Origin of the sequence: Pseudomonas sp. IT-347P (genome assembly GCF_949768005.1) — a bacterium.
Taxonomy (GTDB): Bacteria; Pseudomonadota; Gammaproteobacteria; order Pseudomonadales; family Pseudomonadaceae; genus Aquipseudomonas.
In genome coordinates, this window is record NZ_CATKPQ010000011.1 from 213,370 (window position 1) to 234,608 (window position 21,239).

Sequence of the window (21,239 nt, forward strand, 5' to 3'; positions counted from 1 at the left end):
GTGTGTTGACTGACACACCGCCTTCGGGAGCAAGCCCCCTCCCACAGGGAGACATCTGGTGTTTCCGGTTAGAAGTGGTACGTCATGCGCGCAAACAAGGTGCGGCCCAGCGGATCGGTGTAGCGCGGGTCATAGCCGCTTTGGAAGTTGTAAGCCTGGTTGGTGAATGGCGGGTTGCGGTCGAACACGTTCTTCATCCCGGCATCGACATCCAGCACTTTGTTGAAGGTGTAACCGGCCGACAGGTCCCACACCGAATACGACGCCACGCGTGCATGGGTGTCGCGGTCGTAGTCGTTGTAGCCGGTGGTGAAGCGGTTGGTCAGCGCCGCCCGCGCCGCGCCGAAGGTCCAGCTGCCGGTGAGGTTGTGTTTCCAGCGGGCGATCACACCGTCCCCCTGGAAGTCGCCAACCTTGTCGGTGAACGGGCCTTTGATGGTGCTCTGGAAGTCGTACTCGTCAACGTAAGTGCCTTGCAGCCCCAGACCGAATTGGCCGTACGGCGTGTTCGGGAAGCGATAATCCAGCGACACATCGACACCGTTGGTTTCGACGATGCCGAGGTTGGCGTTGCCGGTAACGATGTAATTGAGCGTGCCGTCGGCGTTGCGCACGAAGCGATCCGGGTAGGAGCCGGCCTGATCAAACACGGTGGATTCCGGGAATGGCTGGATCTGGTTGGAGATGTGAATCCACCAGAAATCCAGACCCACCGACAGGTTGTTGATCGGCTGATAGACGAAGCCGAGGGTGACGTTACGCGCCTTCTCCGGGGCCAGATCTTCGTTGCCGCCAATCTGGTTGAGGAACTGCTGACCGCAATCACGGCCGCCATTGCCGCCTGGTTGCACTACGCCACCGGTACACAGTACCGGGTCGTTGTAGTAGCCCTGGGTGAAAGTGATGCTGCGCGGCGAATACAGCTCATACAGCGACGGCGCACGGAAACCTTCGCTGTACGCGCCACGCACCACCAGCTCTTTCAACGGCTGATAACGGAACGAGTATTTCGGGTTGGTGGTGCTGCCGAAGTCGCTGTATTTGTCGTGACGCACCGCGGCGGACAGTTCGAGGCTGTCGAGCACTGGCACGTTGATTTCCGCATAGGCGGCTTTCACGCTGCGATCACCCTCAACGCTGCCGGCCGGGTCGATGCCGAGGCTCTGGATGTCGCCGGCGAACGACTCGAAGTCCTGATGGAATTTCTCCTTGCGGTACTCGCCACCCAGCGCCAGACCGGACGGGCCGGCACCGAACCAGTCGCCGATTTCACGGCTGATGCGCCCGTCGAATCCGGCCACGCGGCCAACTGCAGTGGAATAGGCGCCATGGTACGCCGCATTGTCGATGTACTGCTGGCCGGCCGCCGACTGCGGGCCGAACGGGTTGAGCAGACCGCTGGCCAGACCGTCGATCATCGCCTGATCGCTGACATAACCGCTGGTGACACTGGAGACGATTTTGTTCTGGTTGTACGAGGCGCCGACGTTGTAATCCCAACCGGCGACCAGACCATCGAAACTCAGCAGGAAGCGCTGGCTGGTATTCTGGTCTTTCGATTCCCGCGGGCCGGCCGCGGTTTCACGCCAGTTCACATCGACCGGTTGGGTCGGGTCGAGGGCGAAATCGGTCGGTGCCGGGGTGATGCCGTTGCCGGGATAGTAGGGCGACGAAGAATCGAGACTCAGTCCGGTCAGTGGCGCAGGGCCGACGGCGACGGCGTTGTTGTTGCGCGACCAGAAGTATTCGAGGTTGACGTTGTGATCGTCGCCGAGCTTGCCGGTGGTTTTACCGAAGAACGAAGTTTTCTCGGTTTGCGGCACCAGGTCGATGTATTCGCGGGTGCTGAAACGGCACAAGCCGTCGCGGGCAATCAGGTTGGGGCCGTTGCAATTGCTGTTGGCCAACGGGTTGGTGGCGTTGCCGTTCTGGCTGTAGTTACCGGGGAACGCGGTGCCGGAGGTCTGATCCAGGCCGCGACCGGGCGCATAATCGGTGGCGAACGAGCGGTCGTTGGCGTCGAGGTTCTGTTGCTTGTTGTAGTTGAACACGCCGAGGACGTTGAAGCGGTCTTCTTCCAGATCGCCGTAGCCCCAACTGGCGCTAATGTCTTTGGTCTGGCCGCCGCCGCTGTGGGTCGGGGTTTCGCCGCCGAGGGTCAACTGGCCGTCGGTCAGGGATTTCTTGGTGATGAAGTTGATCACGCCGCCGATGGCGTCGGTGCCGTACAGGGCCGAGGCACCGTCGCGCAGCACTTCGACGCGCTCGATGGCGGCAAACGGGATCATGTTCAGATCCACCGCGCCGCCGGCCGAGTTGGTGCCGGACAAGGCGTTGTTGGCCAAGCGTCGACCGTTGAGCAGCACCAGCGTCTTGTTCGCGCCGATACCGCGCATGTCGGCGAACGAGGCGCCGCCAGTGGCTGCGCCCACGGAGCCTGCGCTGTTGTTGATCGACTGGCTGCCGGTGATGCGCTGGACCAGTTCGGCGGTGGTGGTCACGCCCTGTTTGCGCAGCTCATCGGCCTTGAGAATGGTGATCGGCACCGCCGTTTCCGCATCGACCCGGCGAATCGCCGAACCGGTCACTTCCACCCGTTGCAGTTGCGTGGTCGGCGCAACCACCGCTGCAGTCGCCGGGACGCTGGTGTTGTCGTCCTCGGCCGCCTGCACAGTCCCGGCGCCCATCCCCATGGCCACCAGATACAACGGAACAAAACGGTGGCGAGAAATGGTTGCCACCAAGGGTTTGAGCGTGAAGCGTGGAGTGTTCATCAGCATGGTTATTTCCGACTTTTTAGACGTTATCGAATTGGCCTTGTGAGCCCCTCATTGCTCCGCTTTCGGTGATACCGCGTGCGGAAAACCACTTTCTTCAAGCAAGCCGATCCCCTCCGAAGACGCATGGCGTTTTTTCGGTCGGCGGGTTGCGACGGGAGTCAACGAGCGGTGCCGGGCGCGTCCCAAGAGGCGCGCCCGGCACCGCACTCAGTGGGTGGTCATCACCGATATTTTGGTAATGCCCGAGCGTTCGATCGACGCCATGGCTTTGGCTACCTGGCCGTAATTGACGGCGGAGTCGGCCTGTAGCTGCACGCGTACGTCAGCGTCCTTGGCCTTGACCTCCTTCAGGCTGGCTTCCAGGGATTCCGGGGCCAGTTCGGTTTTGGCCAGATAGAACTTGCCGTCCTGATCGACGCTGACCACCACCGGGTCTTTCTTTTCGGCGGGGGCGACGGCGTCGGTTTTCGGCAGGTTCACCTTGATCGCGTTGGTCATCAGCGGCGCGGTGACGATGAACACCACCAGCAACACGAGCATTACGTCGACCAGCGGCGTGACGTTCATCTCGCTGAGCACTTCATCGCTGTCTTGAGTGGAGAACGACATCAGCTGGCCTCCCGCACGGCGGCCGTGGTTTTGCTGGCGATGGCCTGGCGGCTGATGGAAAACGCACTGCGCGAGGCGAGGGCGTCGAAGTCATGGGCGAAGTCGTCCATGTCCGCCGAAGCGAGTTTCAGACGGCGTAAGAAGAAGTTGTAAATCAGCACCGCCGGCACCGCGACAGCGATACCCACGCCGGTGGCGATCAGCGCGTGGCCGATCGGCCCGGCCACCGCTTCAAGGCTGGCCGAACCGGTTTCACCGATGCTTTTCAGCGCTTCCATGATGCCCCACACGGTGCCGAACAAACCAATGAACGGCGCGGTGCTGCCGATGCTGGCGAGGATCGCCTGGCCGTTTTCCAGCGAGCGGCGTTCCTTCTGGATCTGTTGACGCAGGTTGCGTTCCAGGCGATCCGCGCGATTGATGGTGTGTGCCAATTGCTGCGTGGTACGCGGCGAATCTTCCACCAGCAGCGCCTCGAAACCGCTGCTGGCAATGCGCGCCAGCGAGCCCGGATACTGGCTCGCGTGTTCGGCGGCGGTGAGCAGATCCGGCGCGCCCCAGAAGGCTTTGGTGAACTGTTTGTTCTGGGCTTTCTGCCGCAGGTATTGCGCCGACTTGACCAGCAGGATCGCCCAGCTGACCACGGAAAACAGCACCAGACCCCAGAGCACGCCGGGGACAATCATCGAAGACAAATCGTTCATGGTGACACCTCGCTTGCGTTATTCGGTTGTGCGTTGAGTGAGCGTTCGGTTATTGCGGCAATTTGAAATCGATGGTCTGGGTGGCGAAGCCGTCAATCGGCGTGTCACCGCGTTTGGCCGGAATAAACTTCCAGTTCTTCACCGCGGCGACCGCGGCGTCATCCAGTTGCGGTTTGCCGCTGGACTTGGTCACCGTCACCGAGCCGGCGCGACCGTTGGCGAGCACCTGAATGCGCAGCACCACGCTGCCTTCCCAGTTGCGCCGCAGCGCCAGTGACGGGTATTCCGGCGGCGGGTTACCGAGGCTGGCGAGGCCGGAAATCGCGGCCGATTCCTTGACCGGACCGGGCGCAGCGGCGGGTGCCGGCGGCGCGCTCGGAGTGGCCGGTGCGGCAGGTGCCGCCGGTTGTGCCGGAGCGGGCGGGGCTTTCGGCGGCTCGACCTTTTTCACCGGTTTCGGCTTCTCGACCGGTTTCGGTTTTTCGATCGGCTTGGGCTTTTCCACCGGTTTCGGCGGTGGCTTGACCGCGTCTTCGTCTTCCACCGGTTGTTCCGGTTCCGGAGGTGGTGGGGGCGGCGGTGGCGGTGGTGGTTCCGGTGTGGGCGGTGCCGGTGGCGTCGCGCTGGTCAGCTCGACGGTCATTTCCGGAATCTGCGGCGGCGTCGGCAGCGGCTCGGTTCGCGACTGCTGGAGAAACCACCAGGCGCCGCCATGTATCAGTGCCGACACCGCCACCAACAACACCATCTGCTGTTTATTCAGCCCACCGGGTTGCGAGGTATTGGCTTTAAAGGCCGGCCCGCCCGAAACCGGCGGGATCGGCGCTTCCCGTAACGGCCCCGGCAGGGATCTGTGCTTTACCGCGTCGTTCATTAAAGCTCCCTCGGGTTGATGAAGGGCAATAAGGTGCCGTCCGAACATCCAGGAGATGCTCGAGTGGGTGGGTGCAACTTTCTTCAAGGTGTGCAAAAGCCGATAGTTCAACTATCTATTAACAGGACTTGTGCAAACTTACTGGCTTAGCGCCATCGACTTCGAGTGTTCATTAGCCATTCCCTGGTTGTTCTATTGCGTGAGATCACTGTCGGTGTCTCATGCTTGTAACACATAGCAACCGCTGTGCCAGATATTGCTGAAATGTACAGCGCTTATTTCATCAGTGTTACCCATGTCGCATTTATATAAGTTTTGCCACTGTCGTGATTTTTCTCCAGTGCGCAGATCCCCGTTACTCCGTTTGGCGGAGCTTTTTCAGAGGCGAGTCAGGCTCTGCGCGGTATCACGCTGGACGGCGGGATAGAGCGGCGGCTTGGCTGGCAGCCGGGGCACTTGCTGGTGCGCGGCGGACTGATTTGGTGCGGGTCAATGTTTTAGCGGGTCACGGGGTATGTTCCTTATTCTTGTTTAAATGAAAGCTATGTTTGTAATGCTCAACAGATGAAGTCAGTGGAGCAGTTTTGGTGCATTTGCCAAATCGTCGAAAGTTATTGTTCGACAATCCTGTGTTCATTCAGTTAATGCCGAAGTTGCGCAATAAGCTTTCGAGTCATATTTAAAAAATAAATAGCACGCTGCTGTCGGCGAATACGTCATCGCCGCACACAGTGCACGCAGTCGTGAGTTCAGGTAATAAAGTAAAGGTGTTGGCCACCGGGACTGTTCGAATGAACTGGGCGTTGTGCACAAACCCGTAAGCAGAGGATGAAGCGGCAGAGCGTTTGAAGATTCACGCGGTGAACTCCTTGTTGCCAGCTCGGATACGCGAACTTTTGGTTCGGTATCGCACCTTACAAGAACGCGGATAGCGTTCGATGATTGCTCTTGGTGCGGGATGGGCACCGCCAGCGCTGTTTGCGAGGTTTGACTTCGCAAGTCGCGAGTGCATGGGAAAACCGTGCCAGAACCGATACACAGGCAGATTATTTCTACAGCCACGCTACAGCCATCTACCCTGTGGCAATGGTCTTTTTCGGGGGGATTGGATATGTACCAGCTCTATGGGCACAAAAATTCAGGCGCAGCCGCCATCGAAGCGGCGCTGGAACTGTGCCAGATCGCTTACCGCTTCATTGATATCGAAGCCAGTCCCGAAGCCGCCGAGGCACTGGCCCAGCTCAATCCACTGAAGCAGATACCGACCTTGCAACTGCCTGATGGCAGCGCCATCACCGAGAGCGCGGCGATCCTGATTCATCTCGGCCTGACGTTTCCCAAGTCCGGTTTGCTGCCGGCCAAGGCGGAGGATCGTGATCAGGCGATTCGCGGTCTGGTCTACATCGTCAGCAACTGCTACGCGGCGATCGGCGTCATCGATTATCCGGAGCGCTGGCTGCTGAGGCCCGACGAAGCCTCGCGGCAGAACCTGATCGCCGGCGCGCGCGAGCGTTTACACTGGAGTTGGGAGGTGTTTGCCGATCAGTTTTCCGCCGAGTTGTACCTGGATGACGAAACGCCGGGGGCGCTGGATGTGCTGGCGGCGGTGGTGACGCGCTGGGCGGGCAGCCGCGAGCATTTGCGCCAGACGCGACCGGGGTTTTATGCGTGGCTGCAGCGGATTGACCGGCATCCGGTGCTGGCGCCGGTGTTTGCGCGGCATTGGCCTGCCTGAGCACCAAAGAACCCTGTGGGAGCGAGCTTGCTCGCGAAAGCGTAGTGTCAGTCGACGCTTGTTATTCTGACCCACCGCTTTCGCGAGCAAGCTCGCTCCCACAGGGTTAGGGGATGATTCTGAAAAGTTATTCCCCGCGGATGTACTGCTCCAGCTGTTTGATCAGCTCCGCCTGTTCGGCAATCGCTTCCTTGACCAGGTCACCGATCGACAGCAAGCCGATCAACTGGCCGTCCTCCACTACCGGCAAGTGGCGCAGGCGTTTGTCGGACATGATGCCCAGGCAGGTGTCGACGGTTTGTCGGGTGTCCACGGTGATTACGTCCTTGACCATGATGTCGCGCACCGGAGTGCCGACCGATGAGCGACCGTGCAGCACCAATTTGCGCGCATAGTCGCGTTCGCTGATGATGCCGACCACTTTATCGTCTTCGACCACCAGCAAGGCGCCGACGTTTTTCTCGGCCATCTTCATCAGTGCTTCGAGCACCATGTGATCAGGTTTGATCTGGTGCACTTCCTGATTTTTCTGATCTTTGAGCTTGAGCAGTTGGGCGACGGTCTTCATGGCGGTTACTCAGGTGTTGTCGTTGTTCTCCAAGCATCGTAGACACAAGCGCGCAGGGCAAGGTGGCAAAGCGGCAGATAACGCGCAAAAAACGTCATTTGCCCGGTTTTTCCCTGTCTGCGGGTGATTTATCGCCAGGGCCCTCCCGGACAATGCCGCGTAGAATGCGCTTCTGATTCCATTTTTGAGGTTGCAGTGGTGGATTTACATCAGGGCTTCGTCCTGACCCGGCATTGGCGCGATACCCCGGCCGGCACCGAAGTCGAGTTCTGGCTGGCGACCGACGCCGGGCCGCGCCATGTGCGCCTGCCGCATCAGCCGTCGGTGGCGTTTATTCCCGCTGAGCAGCGCGAAGCGGCCGAACGCCTGCTGCACGACGAAAAGAACGTCGAACTGCGCCCGCTGGCGCTGCAGGATTTCGAGCATCGTCCGGTGCTTGGTCTGTATTGCCAGCAACATGGCCAGTTGATGCGCCTGGAAACCGCGCTCAACCGCGCCGGGGTCGACGTCTTCGAAGCCGACGTGCGCCCACCGGAGCGCTACCTGATGGAGCGCTTTATCACCGCGCCGGTGCGGTTCAGCGGCACGCCCGATGCCGATGGCGTGTTGCTCAACGCCCAGCTCAAACCTGACCCCGATTACCGGCCAAAACTGCGGCTGGTCTCGCTGGACATTGAAACCACCGAAACCGGCGAGCTGTACTCCATCGCCCTCGAAGGCTGCGGCCAGCGTCAGGTGTACATGCTCGGCGCGCCGAATGGCGATGACAGCATCGTCGACTTCGACCTCGAATATTGCGACTCGCGCACCGCCATTCTGAAGAAACTCAACGACTGGTTTGCCCGCCACGACCCTGACGCGATCATCGGCTGGAACGTCGTGCAGTTTGACCTGCGCATCCTCCACGAACACGCGCGCCGCCTCGGCGTGCCGCTGAAAATCGGCCGTGGCGGCGAAGAGATGCAATGGCGCGAACACGGCAGCCGCAATCACTATTTCGCCTCGGCTGCGGGGCGGTTGATCATCGACGGCATCGAATCCCTGCGTTCGGCGACCTGGAGCTTCCCTTCATTCAGTCTGGAAAATGTCGCCCAGACATTGCTCGGCGAAGGCAAGGCCATCGACAACCCGTACCAGCGCATGGACGAAATCAACCGCATGTTTGCCGAGGACAAACCGGCGCTGGCCAAGTACAACCTCAAGGACTGCGAACTGGTCACGCGGATCTTCGCCAAGACCGAACTGCTGACCTTTTTGCTCGAACGCGCCAGCGTCACCGGATTGCCGGCCGATCGCAGCGGCGGTTCGGTGGCGGCGTTCACGCATTTGTATATGCCGTTGATGCACCGCCAGGGTTTTGTTGCGCCGAACCTGGGCACCAACCCGCCGCAGGCCAGCCCCGGCGGTTTTGTCATGGACTCGCAACCGGGCTTGTACGAATCGGTGCTGGTCCTTGATTACAAGAGCCTGTATCCGTCGATCATCCGCACTTTTTTGATCGACCCGGTCGGGCTGATCGAAGGTTTGCAGCACCCGGACGATGCCGATTCGGTGCCGGGTTTCCGAGGGGCGCGGTTCTCACGTACCCGGCATTGCTTGCCAGCGATCGTTTCGCGCGTCGCCGAGGGTCGCGAGACCGCCAAGCGTGAGCACAACGCGCCGTTGTCGCAGGCACTGAAGATCATCATGAACGCCTTTTACGGCGTGCTCGGTTCCAGCGGCTGCCGCTTCTTCGATACGCGCCTGGCCTCGTCGATCACCCTGCGCGGTCACGAGATCATGTTGCGCACGCGCAAGTTGATCGAAGAGCAGGGCCACGCGGTGATCTATGGCGACACCGACTCGACGTTTGTCTGGCTGCGTCGCCCGCACGGACAGGAAGAAGCGGCGACTATCGGTCATGCGCTGGTCAAGCACGTCAATGATTGGTGGCGCGCGCATGTGCGTGATGAATATGGCCTGGAAAGCGCCCTCGAACTGCAATTCGAAATTCATTACAAACGCTTCCTGATGCCGACCATTCGCGGCGCGGAGGAGGGCAGCAAGAAGCGCTACGCCGGCCTCGTCACCCGCGCCGATGGCAGCGATGAAATGGTCTACAAAGGCCTGGAAACCGTGCGCACCGACTGGTCGCTGCTGGCTCGGCAATTCCAGCAGGAACTCTACGAGCGGATTTTCCAGCGCAAGCCCTATCAGGATTACGTGCGCGACTACGTGCGCAAAACCCTCGCGGGCGAATTCGACGATCGTCTGGTTTACCGCAAACGCCTGCGCCGCACTCTCGACGACTACGAACGCAACGTGCCGCCCCATGTGCGCGCGGCGCGGCTGGCCGATGATTACAACGCCCAACACGGGCGACCACGGCAATACCAGAACGGTGGCTGGATCAGCTATGTGATCACCCTGGCAGGTCCCGAGCCGCTGGAGGTGCGCCGCGCCGCAATCGACTACGACCACTACATCACCCGGCAGCTGCAACCGGTGGCGGATGCGATTCTGCCGTTTGTCGACGACGATTTCTCAACCCTGATCGGGGGGCAACTGGGCCTGTTTTGAGTCGAGCAGTTGCAGCGTCCATTCATCGAGAATGCCGTGAAAGTAGCGCTCCAGCGCCTGATTGAACACGCTGTCTTGCGCGGCAAACTGCGCGAACAGGGTCATCGAGGAGTGAAATTTCAGGTCATCGGGATGGCCGAAAATCTCCGCGATCGAACGTTGCTGCACTTTCAGCACCCGATGTGTGCAGCTACGCAGGCGTGCGCCGAGCAGTTCGTGAGCCAGATAAGCCCGGGTTTCCTCGGCCGAACCGATGGCGAAGCGCCGGGACATTTCGCTGCCGCCCAGGCCGGCGAACTGCGGGAACACAAACCACATCCAGTGGCTGCGTTTGCGGCCCTCATCGAGTTCGCGTTGCACGCGCTCGAACACTGGATCCTGAGCCTGGATAAAACGTTGCAGGTTGAACGGGTCGTACTGATCAGTGCTTCTCATCGCGAAGCCCTCGCCAGCCGCTGGCTCAGACCATGGCCAGCCGCTGCTTGCGTTGTGGCGCTTGAAACGCCTGGTCCAGCGCCGCCAGATCCCCGGCTTCCAGTTGCAGTTGCGCGGCGTGTGCATTGAGTTGCACGTGTTCCGGTCGCACAGCCTTGGGAATCGCAATCACACCATCCTGACGCAGAATCCACGCCAGCGAAACCTGTGCCGGGGTTACGCCGTGACGAGCGGCAATGTCTTTCAACACCGGCTCGGCAAGCATCGCGCCTCCCTGGCCGATCGGACAGTAGGCCATCAGCGGCATGCGCTGGTGTTGGCACCACGGCAGCAGATCGAATTCGATGCCGCGCTCTTCAAGGTTGTAGAGCACCTGATTGGTCGCGCAGGCCGAACTTGAGAGTTCTTCGAGATCGCCGACATCGAAATTCGACACGCCCCAACGGCCGATCTTGCCGTCCTTGCGCAGACGTTCGAAGGCCTCGACGGTTTCTTCCAGCGGATACTGACCGCGCCAATGCAACAGATAGAGGTCGATGTAATCGGTGTCGAGCCGCCGCAGACTGCGCTCGCAAGCTTGCGGTATGCCTTTGCGGCTGGCGTTGTGCGGGTAGACCTTGCTGACCAGAAACACCTCATCGCGCCAGCCGGCGATGGCTTCGCCGACGACGGTTTCGGCGCCGCCCTCGGCGTACATTTCAGCGGTGTCGATCAGGGTCATGCCCAGCTCGATCCCGGTGCGCAGCGCCGCTACTTCGCGCGTATGCGCCGAACGGTCTTCGCCCATACGCCAGGTGCCCTGACCGATGACTGGAACCTCTACGCCGGCCAATTCGAGGGTACGCATGCAAACCTCCTTGCTGAATGTGTCGATACCTTTTAGTGGGCAGCAGGATAGCTCAGGGGTTCCGAATGAGCAGTGCCGGAGTGTCGAGTCATTTATGGCGAAGCGTCGTTGGTTCGAGGATTTTTAAGTCATTCGCAAGTGCGCAAAAAGTTGCGCAGTGCTTGCGCGGTTTTGCCCGTCGATGTCGCTGGAGGCCACGTCGTTCGTGATCTGTAGCCAAGTGCGCAACTTCTTGCACACCACTGCGCAAGAAGTTGCGCACCTCTCTAGGTTTATCATCGTTTTAGCGTCAAGAAAAGTGAATCGATGGCCGCAAAGCCTTGATCTGTATGGGTTGCATAAAAGCTGGCATGAACTTTGATGGCTCATGGCCACTCTAGTGGGCAATGGTGCCCGCCGGGTACGTCTTTTTGAGCAAGGAGAGCATCCCCATGGCAACACCAGCGTACATGTCCGTCACTGGCGAAAAACAAGGCCTGATCACTGCAGGCGCATTCACCGCCGACTCCGTTGGCAACACCTTTCAGGAAGGCCACGAAGACCAGGTCATGGTGCAGGCTTTCACCCACGACGTGATCATCCCGCGTGACCCGCAATCCGGTCAGCCAACCGGTCAGCGCGTGCACAAACCAGTGGTCATCACCAAGGTCTACGACAAAGCTTCGCCTCTGCTGCAAGCGGCGCTGACCTCCGGCGAGCGCATGAGCGAAATCGTTATCCAGTGGTACCGCACTTCGGCTCAAGGCACCCAAGAGCACTACTACACCACCAAACTGGAAGACGCGATCATCGTCGCCATCAACAACAAAATGCACAACTGCCAGGACCCAGGCAACGCGCACTTCACCCACCTGGAAGAAGTGCAGTTCACCTACCGCAAAATCACCTGGACCCACGAAGTATCCGGTACTTCGGGTTCCGATGACTGGCGTGCTCCAGTCGTTTAATTACGGCTGATGGTGCTACCGACTCGACCAGCCTGACTGGTCGAGTTCACTGTTCGATCAAGGATTTTTTCGCCTCAGGTTCATGCACCCTGAGGCGCGTCGCAGCACTGCGCGAGGGACAAGGGAATGTTCTCACCGGCCAACCAGCCTCATTTCAATCTGACCGTCGATGGCATCGACAGCGGTTTCCAGGTGCTGTCCTTCACCGGTCGTGAGGCCCTCAACACGCCGTTCGAATTCGAGCTGGAACTGGTCAGCGAAAAGGCCTCGATCAACCTCGAAAGCGTGCTGCACAAACTGGCGTTTCTTCAGCTGTCGCCGAGCGGTACCGGCATTCACGGGCTGGTCTACAGCATCGCTCAGGGCGAGGCGGGCAAACGCCTGACCCGCTACAAGATTTCCCTGCGCCCGCAACTGGCCTACCTCGCGCACCGGGTCAACCAGCGCATTTTCCAGCAGATGACCGTGCAGCAGATCATCAGCCAGGTCCTGGAAGAACACGGCATCCTCGCCAGCGATTACCACTTTCAGCTCAGCGCGATTTATCCGGAACGGATCTACTGCGTGCAGTACGACGAGTCTGACCTGGATTTCATCCAGCGCCTGTGCGAGGAGGAGGGGATTCACTACCACTTCCAGCACACGTCCAGCGGCCACAAGCTGACCTTCGGCGATGACCAGACGGTGTTCCCGAAACTGGCGCCAGTGGCCTATCAGCAGGACTCCGGACTGGTTGCCGACAAACCGGTGGTCAAGCGCTTCGGCCTGCGTCTGGCCACCCGCACCAGCCGCACCACGCGCCGCGATTACGACTTCGTCAAACCGAAGATCGAGCTGGAAAGCGATGCCAAAAGCAGCGCGCAACCGGACCTCGAAGACTACGATTACCCGGGCCGTTTCGTCGATCGCGAGCGCGGCAAGCATCTGGCCAATCGCGCACTGGAACGCCATCGCAGCGACTATCGTCTGGCCGAGGGCAACAGCGATCAGCCGATTCTGGTCAGCGGGCATTTTCTCGCCCTGACCGACCACACCAATCCGACCTGGAACGACCTCTGGCTGCTCACTGAAATATTCCACGAAGGCAAACAGCCTCAGGTACTCGAGGAGTCGGTGACCAGCGACACCACCGACAATAAAGACGATTTCCACCAGGGCTACCGCAACCGCTTCAGCGCCATCCCTTGGGACGTGCCTTACCGTCCGCCGCTCGATCACCCGAAACCGAAAGTCCTCGGCACACAGAGCGCTGTGGTTTGCGGCCCCGAAGGTGAAGAGATCTACTGCGACCAGTACGGCCGGGTGAAAGTGCAGTTCTTCTGGGACCGCGAAGGCAAGCACGACGACATGACCAGTTGCTGGATGCGGGTGGCGTCGAGCTGGGCCGCGGAAACCTTTGGCTCGATCAATATTCCGCGGGTCGGCATGGAGGTGTTGATCACCTTCCTCGAAGGCGATCCCGATCAGCCACTGATCACCGGTTGCCTGTACCACGGCGCCAATCTGCCGCCGTACAAACTGCCTGATTTCAAGACCCTGGCCACGGTCAAGAGCAAGGAATACAAGGGCAGCCGCGCCAACGAATTACGCATCGACGACACCACCAGCGAGATCAGCATCGCGCTGCGCAGTGACCACGGTGCGAGCGCGATCAACCTCGGTTACCTGACCCATCCGCGCCCGAGCGGCGGTCAGCCGCGCGGCGAAGGTTTTGAATTAAGAACCGATCGCCACGGTGCGGTACGTGCCGGTGCCGGCCTGCTCATCACCACCGAGCCGCGTCCAAACGAATCCAAGCACCACAAGGACCTGCCGGAAACCGCTGAACGCCTCGCCACCGCGAGCGACCAGCAAGACGGTTTTGCCGTGCAAGCCAAAGAGCTTCAGGCCCAGGAAGCCGGCGATCAGGACGACGTCGCCAAAGCGCTGCACGCCCAGCATCAAGGCGTGCTCGGCTCAGGTCCGGCGAACCTCACCGCCAACGAATTCCCCGAATTCACCGAACCGCATCTGGTATTGGCGAGTCCCGCCGGCATCGCCCTGACCACGCCGCGCTCCAGCCACATCGCCACCGGCGAACACCTGGCGCTGAGCAGCACCGGCCACACCAGCCTGTCGATCGGCAAACGCCTGCTCGCCAGTGCCAGTCGTGGCATGCGCCTGTTCGTGCAAAGCATGGGTTGGCGTCTGGTCGCGGCCTCCGGCGACATCGATGTACGTGCGCTGAAGGACAGCATCAACCTGCTGGCCAAACTCAACATCACCGCCAACGCCGACCGCATCACCATCACCGCGAAAACCGAACTGGTGATCCAGGGCGGCGGCAGCGCCACCACCTACAACGCCGGCGGCATCACCCACGCCACCAGCGGCCCGTACACCGCGCACGCAGCGAACTTCGCCTACACCGGCGCGAAAAGTCTCGCCGGGGTATTCCCGGAACCGCCGAAACCGGGCAAGGGCAATCTGGAATTGTTCAACCAGTACGCCGGGCGCCAAGGCATCAAGGACGGCGATTACGAAGTCATCGATGCCCTGGGCAAAAGCATCAAGGGCAAGCTAGACGGCAAGGGTTTCGCCAGCGTCGCTGGCGCCGCACCGGGGCCGGCACGTGTGCTGTTCGGCAAGGATCCGGCGGACACCTGGAGCGATGGCAGTTACATCGGTAAGCCGGAATGGCCGTTGAATCCACCGGGTGCGGACGAAGCTCCAAGCCAAGTGCAAGCAATGGTTGCTCAAGTGTTGCCGAGCAAGAGCTGGGATGTGCTGGAGAAGGGCAAGGATATGGCTCAGACAGGGATGAGTGCTGTTCAGACGGCACAAGGTGCAATGCAAACGGCGCAACAGGTCAAAGGTGCTGTACAGGGCGGAGTGGCTGGCTTGCCAAAACTGGCGAGTGCGGCAATGCCTAGTGCATCGAGCATCCTTGGTGCAGCAAGCAAGGCGGGCAAGCTGCCAAGTCTGCCGGCACCATCCTTGCCAAAACCTTCGCTCAAAGCACCTGGCCTGTCGAATGGAGAGGTGCTGTCATGACTGAAGCTGCCGTCGCCAAGAAGCGCGAGCCGCAGGTCGCCGTCGTTCCGCTCAACACGCTGGACGTGCAGGACGTAGGTCGTGGTGCTGCTCGCTTTGATGCCTGGCTGCGATCCATCAGCGGTGATGTGGTCACGCTCGATCGAATCAAAGGGGTCGCCGGATCATTGCCGGTTGTAGGCAACATCATGGCACTGGTCGACGCGCTTGGCGACATCGTCACGCTTACCAAAAGCAAGCAGCGGGAGTTGCTTGATTGGGTCAGCCTAGGGATCAACCTGATCGGTGTTTTGCCAGCCCCTCCTACCATGGCTGCTGCTCGTATGAGTTTGCGTCCGACCTTGTTTTTGGTACGTCAGGAATTGCGTAATAGCGCCAAGATGCTGTTGGGCGATTCAATGATCGAAGTGCTGGTCGGGCACTTGAACGCCACCATTGTCGGCACGATCGATGACTTCGTGAAACAGGCTCAAGGCAAGCTCTCGGGCATTCTCGCCGATGCTGGAAAACTCGGCGAGAGTGCAGTCACCGAAATCGCTAAGGGTCTCGAGGCCGTTGTAAATGGCAAGCTCGATTCAAAAGGCGATGCGCGCGCGGCGGGACAGAAGATCACGGCGGCGGGCAATCAGCTCCTCAGCGATCCCAAGGCGGCGATCAGCAATATCTTTGGGGCTGCATTCAGTGCCTACAAAGCCGTGGGTAAAGGAGTTGCCAACAGCGCGGCGAGGAATCTCCTGCCGGACCAGGCTAAAAAACTGGTGATGACGCACACCGGCACATTGAGAGCCATGGGACCGGAGATCAAATCCCAGCTGAGCAAGCTAGGTGACCCGGGAACGCGTCACTCCATTGGTTGGTTGTTGCAAATGCTCAGCGGTGCTGTGGTGACTTGGCGCAAGCGTCGTGGGCATGGACAGAGCGCTAGCGTTAAACCCAACGCCACCAGTAAGGCGCAGAACAAAGCAGGTGAAGGGCGGCTCGAAGCCAGCAGCCGTCAGGCTCCTGCGAATGCCAACGCCAATGGCCAGAAAAATGGTGCATGCGCGGGTACTTGCAACAGTATTAGCTTTGCGTTGGGCTCCGAGTCGCTAAGCCATACCGATTTCAGCCTGCCAGGTCCATTTCCTATTGAATGGGTGCGTACCTACAGCTCCCGGTTCGATGCTTTTGACAATGGCGAACTGGGCGCTCGGTGGGTGACAGAGTTCACCACCCGATTCGACTGCAAGGGCGATGGGCTGGTTTTTTTTGGAGCCGACGGTCGTGACATCGATTTCCCTTTGCCCAAGGTAGGCCTCTTTCACTATGACGCCGTTGAAAATCTCACGCTGGTTCGATCCGGTGAGGATCAACTGCTGGTTTGCTTCGGTTTTGAGCGCAAAGAAACCTATGTCCGTCGTGGTCGTTCCTTCTGGCTGACGGATGTCAAAATGCGCAGTGGTGCGGGGCTGATGCTGCACTACGAGCATCGGCACGGGGATGCCCTGGTATTGTCTGACCTGATCACCTATCAAGGGGATATCACGCAGGTCCACTTGCACGTTGGAACCCTGCTTGATGATCAAGGACGGTTGGCCGGTCTTTGGGAGATCCGTGACGGCGCGCCCGTACGGCAATTGTGTAATTACCAATACAACATCCACGGCGATCTGATCCAGGCACAAGATGAAAACGGTGCTGCCTGGAGTTATCAGTATCAGCATCACTTATTGACTCGATATACCGATCGCACCGGCCGAGGTTTGAATCTGGAGTGGGATGGCCACACGTCGCACGCCAAGGCTGTGCGCGAGTGGGCGGATGACGGCAGCTTCGATACTCGCCTGGAATGGGACGAAAACATCCGTCTGACATACGTCACTGATGCCCATGGCAATGAGACTTGGCATTACTACGACATCAAGGGTTACACCTACCGGATCCGGTATGCCGATGAACGTTCAGAGTGGTTATTTCGCGATGACGCGAAAAACATCATTCGTCACGTTCATACAGACGGTACCTCCGATCGATACAGCTATGACGAGCGCGGTAATTTGCTCGAACACATCAGTCCCGACGGCAGTGTCGCTCACTACGCCTACGATGATCTTAATCAACTGATCAAGGTTAGTGATGCAGAAGGCGGGCAGTGGCAGCGAGCATACGATGATGCCGGCAATTTGGTGGAGTCGGTCGATCCTCTTGGAAACAAGACGGAGTATGCCTACGACAAAGCAGGTCAGTTGATCGCTATCAAGGATGCAATCGGCAATGAGAAAGCGCTTGAGTACAACGATGCTGGTCAGCTTCTGAAATATACCGACTGCTCTGGCAAGACCAGCGAATGGGAATACAACGATCGCGGTCAGATGATCTGTTTTACCGATGCAGCAGGACTAAGCACCAAGTATGAGTACAAGGCTGGACATATCGCCTTGATTACGCATCCAGATAAAACCGAGGAGCGATTCGAGCGTGATGCCGAAGGGCGTCTGCTGGCTCATACTGACGGTCTGGATCGCTGTACGACATGGAGTTATAACGCCGCGGGGCTGGTTGCCGAGCGAGTAGACGCCTGCGAGCAAACGCTTCGTTACCGTTGGGACCGGCTAGGCCGTCTTATCGCGCTGGAAAACGAAAACGAGCAGCGCACCCAATTTCACTATGATCCTGTCGGAAGGTTGCTTGAGGAAAAAGGATTCGATGGCGTTGCTACGCGCTATCAGTACGATTCTGAGAGCGGGCGTTTGGCGAGAGCCATCAGCGGTGAGCGCGTCATTTCGATGTCGTTTGACCCCATGGGACGGCTTGTCGAACGCCATGCGCGCTTGGGCAATATGTCTCAGAGTGAATCCTTTGCGTATGACGGTAACGGCAACATGGTTTTGGCCACGAATGACCAAAGCCGATTGCTGTGGTTCTATGATTTGGCCGGTAATCTGATCAGAGAGCATCAGCATTATCAGAGTCTGGATGCACCGCTCGTAGCAATCTGGAGGCATGAGTACGATCCCCTCAACCAGTGTGTCGCTACGACCCGCCCGGATGGTCACCGGGTGAGCTGGTTGACGTACGGCAGTGGGCATTTGCTTGCGTTAAAACTGGATGATCACGAGTTGGTCGGTTATGAACGAGATGATTTACATCGTGAGGTCGTTCGTCATCAAGGCAATCGGCTGCGCCAGACTCAAAAGTGGGACCCGGCAGGTCACCTGCAGGAGCAATTGCTAAGCCGAAGTGATGACAACTCCACTTTGCTGAAGCGCGAATACAAATACGATGCGGTCGGCCAATTGACCGAGCTAAACGACACGCGTCGCGGACCGCTGACCTATCGTTACGATCCAGTAGGACGGCTTATCAGTGCAGCAAGCCGGCTCGGGGTTGAAAAATTTGCTTTCGATCCTGCCAGTAACCTGCTCGATGAAAAGGTGACAGAAGTACGCCGGCCTCTTGATCAGGCCCCAATACGTAGCAGGTTGGTAGACAATCTTCTACGTGAATACGTCGGCACCCATTACGAGTACGACGATCGTGGCAATCAGACGCTGCGTTGGCAAAATGGTCAACGCAGTCGATTGCAATGGGACCTGTTCGATAGGTTGGTTCATTTCGAGGATGATCGTCTCTCGGTCAAATATGCCTACGACGCCTTGGGTCGCCGGCTGTATAAGCATTCAACCGCCCATTATACAAATCGTCCTGAAGCAGGTTCTCACTGGAATAAAAATGAGCAGGGACGTCTTCAGCGTTTGCTTGGCTGCGGCCTGACTTTGTACGGGTGGGACGGAGATAATCTCTCCTGGGAAAGCAGTCCTGCGCCAGTCGATGGGGGGACTGGGCGCACAGTCCATTACGTTTATGAACCCGGCACGTTTGTTCCGGTGGCTCAAGCGATCAGGCACGCCTCGATTGATCTGTTAAATCAGCCTGAATATGTCGGTGGCGAGAGTCTCGAGGTTGATCCGCTTTGGAGTCACGCTCCTAGAGCACAGCCGTTTGATGTCTTGGCCTGGTATCAGTGTGACCATTTAGGCACACCGTTAGAGCTAACCGATCAGGATGGTCAGGTCGCCTGGAGCGCTCAGTACAAGGCTTGGGGCCAGGTAAAAGAACACACATCAGCCTCAGCAGTACAGCAGGGGTTGAGCAATCCAATTCGTTTCCAAGGTCAGTACCATGATCATGAAACAGGCTTGCACTACAACAGATACAGGTACTACGACCCTCAAGTAGGTCGCTTCATCTCTAAAGACCCGATAGGTCTGATGGGTGGCATAAATCTTCATCAATACGCGCCTAACCCAACCCAATGGGTAGACCCTTTGGGGTTGGTGAAGAAACCGCCATCCAAGCGCGCGCTGAAAGACGGCGCTGGAGCCTCGCCTCAAGATATTGCTGCGAGTAAAGTCGGCGGAGGCAGTCGAAAAGGGCAGGCGGCATGTCGCAAAAAACTCATCGATAAAAGTAAGCCGGTGGGCGTTTACAAGTGCTGGCGGTGCGGGCATACCTCAACAAATCCTGATGACATGCACTTGGGGCATAAAAATGTGGCCACCTCAAATGGCGGCAACCTGGCTGATGTCAACGTAGATCTTGAGGGCGCATCGTGTAACCTGAGTGCGGGAAATAGTGGTTACGTGAAAGAAGGCATGTCGTGTGTCGAACGTGGAAGTTGTGGAGCGCCATATGGACGATAAAGAATTGCCTGTTCTGATTCAGGTGTTTGTATCAAATGACGATAGTCCTGTATTCGAGGAACTCCCTGCTGTTGCGATGGGGTCGGATACTTATGAGCTGCTTTCCTCACCCGGTCTTGCGCTGAATTTGGCTCGAGGTGACGTCATCTCGATCAAGAACAAAAACACCCACGCCGAAGTCCTGAAGCGCGGAGGGAATTTTTGTATTCATATCTACGCCGACTACATTCCCGAGGAGGTCATTGCACAACTCGAAACGGATGTTGGCCGTGAGCTGGGTGGAACGCTTGATGGCGTTTTCGAAGGCAATCTCTCGTTGGCTGTGCCTTCAAGCAACGGCATGGACAAAATCAATGAGTTTTTTGATCGGTTTCGCGAGAAAACGGGGCTCGAATGGTATTACGCCAATATCTATAAAAATATTGATGACGAAGATGATGAAACGCTTCTGAATTGGTGGCTGCAGAGCTGACTGGTTTGAGGAGCGTTTTGGTTGGCTGCGATCAACGCTTGGGAAAGTGAGCTTTCAGTCAACGGTACTTGATCGACCATGAACTCGCGAACCAATGTGTGAAGTCGGTAGGTGCGTGGTCGATCAGCGTTGGGCATGGTGTGCTGTCTCGGATATTCAAGTCATGAGTAGGAAATCGTGAGTCAAAATGCCGAGGTTGATGCGATTTTTCCCAACGCCTCTCAGAAAGAGGTCTGCGATAAGTTCGGTATGCCTGCGCAGGTGCCTGAACCGATCGTGGCCTTGGCCACAGAGTCAGTAGGTCAATCACCGATCTACGGCACTCGAGTGCAGGTACCCGAGGGATGCAATGTCAGCTGGTTCATACATTGCGGTGAATATTCGGAGTCGGACGATTTCTATAAACCGGTTCACATCAGCCATGTCATCGAAACGTTGCCCCAGGTGTTGAATTATTTATGCCTACCGGTCGGCGCCAAATTCATCATTGATGACTCAGGGTATGAAGATGTTTGGAAAGCCGAGTAAGTGTTAAGAGGTTCAGCGATGGCCAACCTGATTTCATTGTTCGACGGCCGACATGTAACCGAGATTTAGTCAAAGGAGTGACACCATGAAAGATGTAATCCGCTTGGGCGACTCCACCACTCACGGTGGCAAAGTGCTCGAAGCATTCTCTCGAACCGACCTCAACGGCAAGCCCATTGCAGGTGTCGGTCACAAGGTGAGCTGTCCACTTTGCAAGGGGGTTTTCCCTATTGCTGAAGGCAGCAGCACCTACACCGTCGATGGCACGCCCATCGCTCTGGACGGCATGAAAACCGCTTGCGGAGCTGCGCTCATTGCGAGCGGTCCGAAGGGCGCAGTGATCAGCTGATCTACCTAACTAGACCCGGGCTCAATTGCAAACGAGAGGCGACTTTCTGTGGGCTCCTCAAAGGCGATACGCCTCGTGACATTCCGAATTTCCAAGCCTGCTCGCTGAAGATGCTCC

At 58.4% G+C, this 21,239-nt stretch carries 15 protein-coding genes; 8 read left to right on the top strand and 7 right to left on the bottom strand.

From position 1 onward, the window contains the following. Nucleotides 1-68 precede the first annotated feature (68 nt). The 4 genes from ACM6IV_RS04965 to ACM6IV_RS04980 form a co-directional block, all read right to left on the bottom strand. On the bottom strand, nucleotides 69-2,780 hold the full coding sequence (locus ACM6IV_RS04965; protein WP_414868974.1) for a TonB-dependent receptor: 2,712 nt from the start codon (nucleotides 2,778-2,780) through the stop codon (nucleotides 69-71). A 207-nt stretch (nucleotides 2,781-2,987) separates the two neighbouring features. Continuing rightward, nucleotides 2,988-3,389 (bottom strand): ExbD/TolR family protein, encoded by a 402-nt coding sequence (locus ACM6IV_RS04970; RefSeq protein ID WP_414868975.1) that lies wholly within the window; start codon nucleotides 3,387-3,389, stop codon nucleotides 2,988-2,990. Next, nucleotides 3,389-4,075, bottom strand: a complete 687-nt coding sequence (locus ACM6IV_RS04975) for a MotA/TolQ/ExbB proton channel family protein (RefSeq protein ID WP_414869602.1) — start codon at nucleotides 4,073-4,075, stop codon at nucleotides 3,389-3,391. The genes ACM6IV_RS04970 and ACM6IV_RS04975 overlap by 1 nt, the downstream gene beginning before the upstream one ends. Nucleotides 4,076-4,142: 67 nt before the next feature. Then, nucleotides 4,143-4,967 carry an energy transducer TonB gene (locus ACM6IV_RS04980; RefSeq protein ID WP_414868976.1) on the bottom strand — a complete coding sequence of 275 codons (825 nt, stop codon included), beginning with the start codon at nucleotides 4,965-4,967 and terminating at the stop codon, nucleotides 4,143-4,145. A gap of 1,111 nt (nucleotides 4,968-6,078) precedes the next feature. Between ACM6IV_RS04980 and ACM6IV_RS04985 the strand changes: the two genes are divergently transcribed. Beyond that, nucleotides 6,079-6,702 (top strand): glutathione S-transferase N-terminal domain-containing protein, encoded by a 624-nt coding sequence (locus ACM6IV_RS04985; RefSeq protein WP_414868977.1) that lies wholly within the window; start codon nucleotides 6,079-6,081, stop codon nucleotides 6,700-6,702. Between the two features lie 127 nt (nucleotides 6,703-6,829). Here the strand turns inward: ACM6IV_RS04985 and ACM6IV_RS04990 are convergent, their stop codons facing one another. After that, nucleotides 6,830-7,270, bottom strand: a complete 441-nt coding sequence (locus ACM6IV_RS04990; RefSeq protein WP_016775372.1) for a CBS domain-containing protein — start codon at nucleotides 7,268-7,270, stop codon at nucleotides 6,830-6,832. Nucleotides 7,271-7,468: 198 nt separating this feature from the next. Here ACM6IV_RS04990 and ACM6IV_RS04995 point away from each other — a divergent pair, with 198 nt between their 5' ends. After that, nucleotides 7,469-9,829: a DNA polymerase II gene (locus ACM6IV_RS04995; RefSeq protein ID WP_414868978.1), complete on the top strand. Its 2,361-nt coding sequence runs from the start codon at nucleotides 7,469-7,471 to the stop codon at nucleotides 9,827-9,829. Here ACM6IV_RS04995 and ACM6IV_RS05000 read toward each other — a convergent pair. After that, nucleotides 9,794-10,264: a DUF1810 domain-containing protein gene (locus ACM6IV_RS05000; protein WP_414868979.1), complete on the bottom strand. Its 471-nt coding sequence runs from the start codon at nucleotides 10,262-10,264 to the stop codon at nucleotides 9,794-9,796. The genes ACM6IV_RS04995 and ACM6IV_RS05000 overlap by 36 nt on opposite strands. Nucleotides 10,265-10,289: 25 nt before the next feature. After that, the gene (locus tag ACM6IV_RS05005) at nucleotides 10,290-11,111 is read right to left on the bottom strand and encodes an aldo/keto reductase (RefSeq protein WP_414868980.1); all 822 of its coding nucleotides are present in this window, start codon (nucleotides 11,109-11,111) and stop codon (nucleotides 10,290-10,292) included. A 431-nt stretch (nucleotides 11,112-11,542) separates the two neighbouring features. Between ACM6IV_RS05005 and ACM6IV_RS05010 the strand changes: the two genes are divergently transcribed. From ACM6IV_RS05010 to ACM6IV_RS05035, 6 genes are all read left to right on the top strand, one after another. Then, nucleotides 11,543-12,058, top strand: a complete 516-nt coding sequence (locus ACM6IV_RS05010; RefSeq protein WP_008084998.1) for an Hcp family type VI secretion system effector — start codon at nucleotides 11,543-11,545, stop codon at nucleotides 12,056-12,058. 126 nt (nucleotides 12,059-12,184) lie between these two features. Further along, the gene (locus ACM6IV_RS05015; protein WP_414868981.1) at nucleotides 12,185-15,091 is read left to right on the top strand and encodes a type VI secretion system tip protein VgrG; all 2,907 of its coding nucleotides are present in this window, start codon (nucleotides 12,185-12,187) and stop codon (nucleotides 15,089-15,091) included. Next, complete coding sequence (locus tag ACM6IV_RS05020) at nucleotides 15,088-19,773, top strand: RHS repeat-associated core domain-containing protein (protein WP_414868982.1); 4,686 nt, start codon at nucleotides 15,088-15,090, stop codon at nucleotides 19,771-19,773. The genes ACM6IV_RS05015 and ACM6IV_RS05020 overlap by 4 nt, the downstream gene beginning before the upstream one ends. Continuing rightward, nucleotides 19,763-20,245 (top strand): DUF4265 domain-containing protein, encoded by a 483-nt coding sequence (locus tag ACM6IV_RS05025; protein WP_414868983.1) that lies wholly within the window; start codon nucleotides 19,763-19,765, stop codon nucleotides 20,243-20,245. The genes ACM6IV_RS05020 and ACM6IV_RS05025 overlap by 11 nt, the downstream gene beginning before the upstream one ends. A gap of 177 nt (nucleotides 20,246-20,422) precedes the next feature. Further along, nucleotides 20,423-20,773 (top strand): hypothetical protein, encoded by a 351-nt coding sequence (locus ACM6IV_RS05030; protein ID WP_414868984.1) that lies wholly within the window; start codon nucleotides 20,423-20,425, stop codon nucleotides 20,771-20,773. Between the two features lie 85 nt (nucleotides 20,774-20,858). Further along, nucleotides 20,859-21,122: a PAAR domain-containing protein gene (locus tag ACM6IV_RS05035; RefSeq protein WP_130902052.1), complete on the top strand. Its 264-nt coding sequence runs from the start codon at nucleotides 20,859-20,861 to the stop codon at nucleotides 21,120-21,122. Nucleotides 21,123-21,239 lie beyond the last annotated feature (117 nt).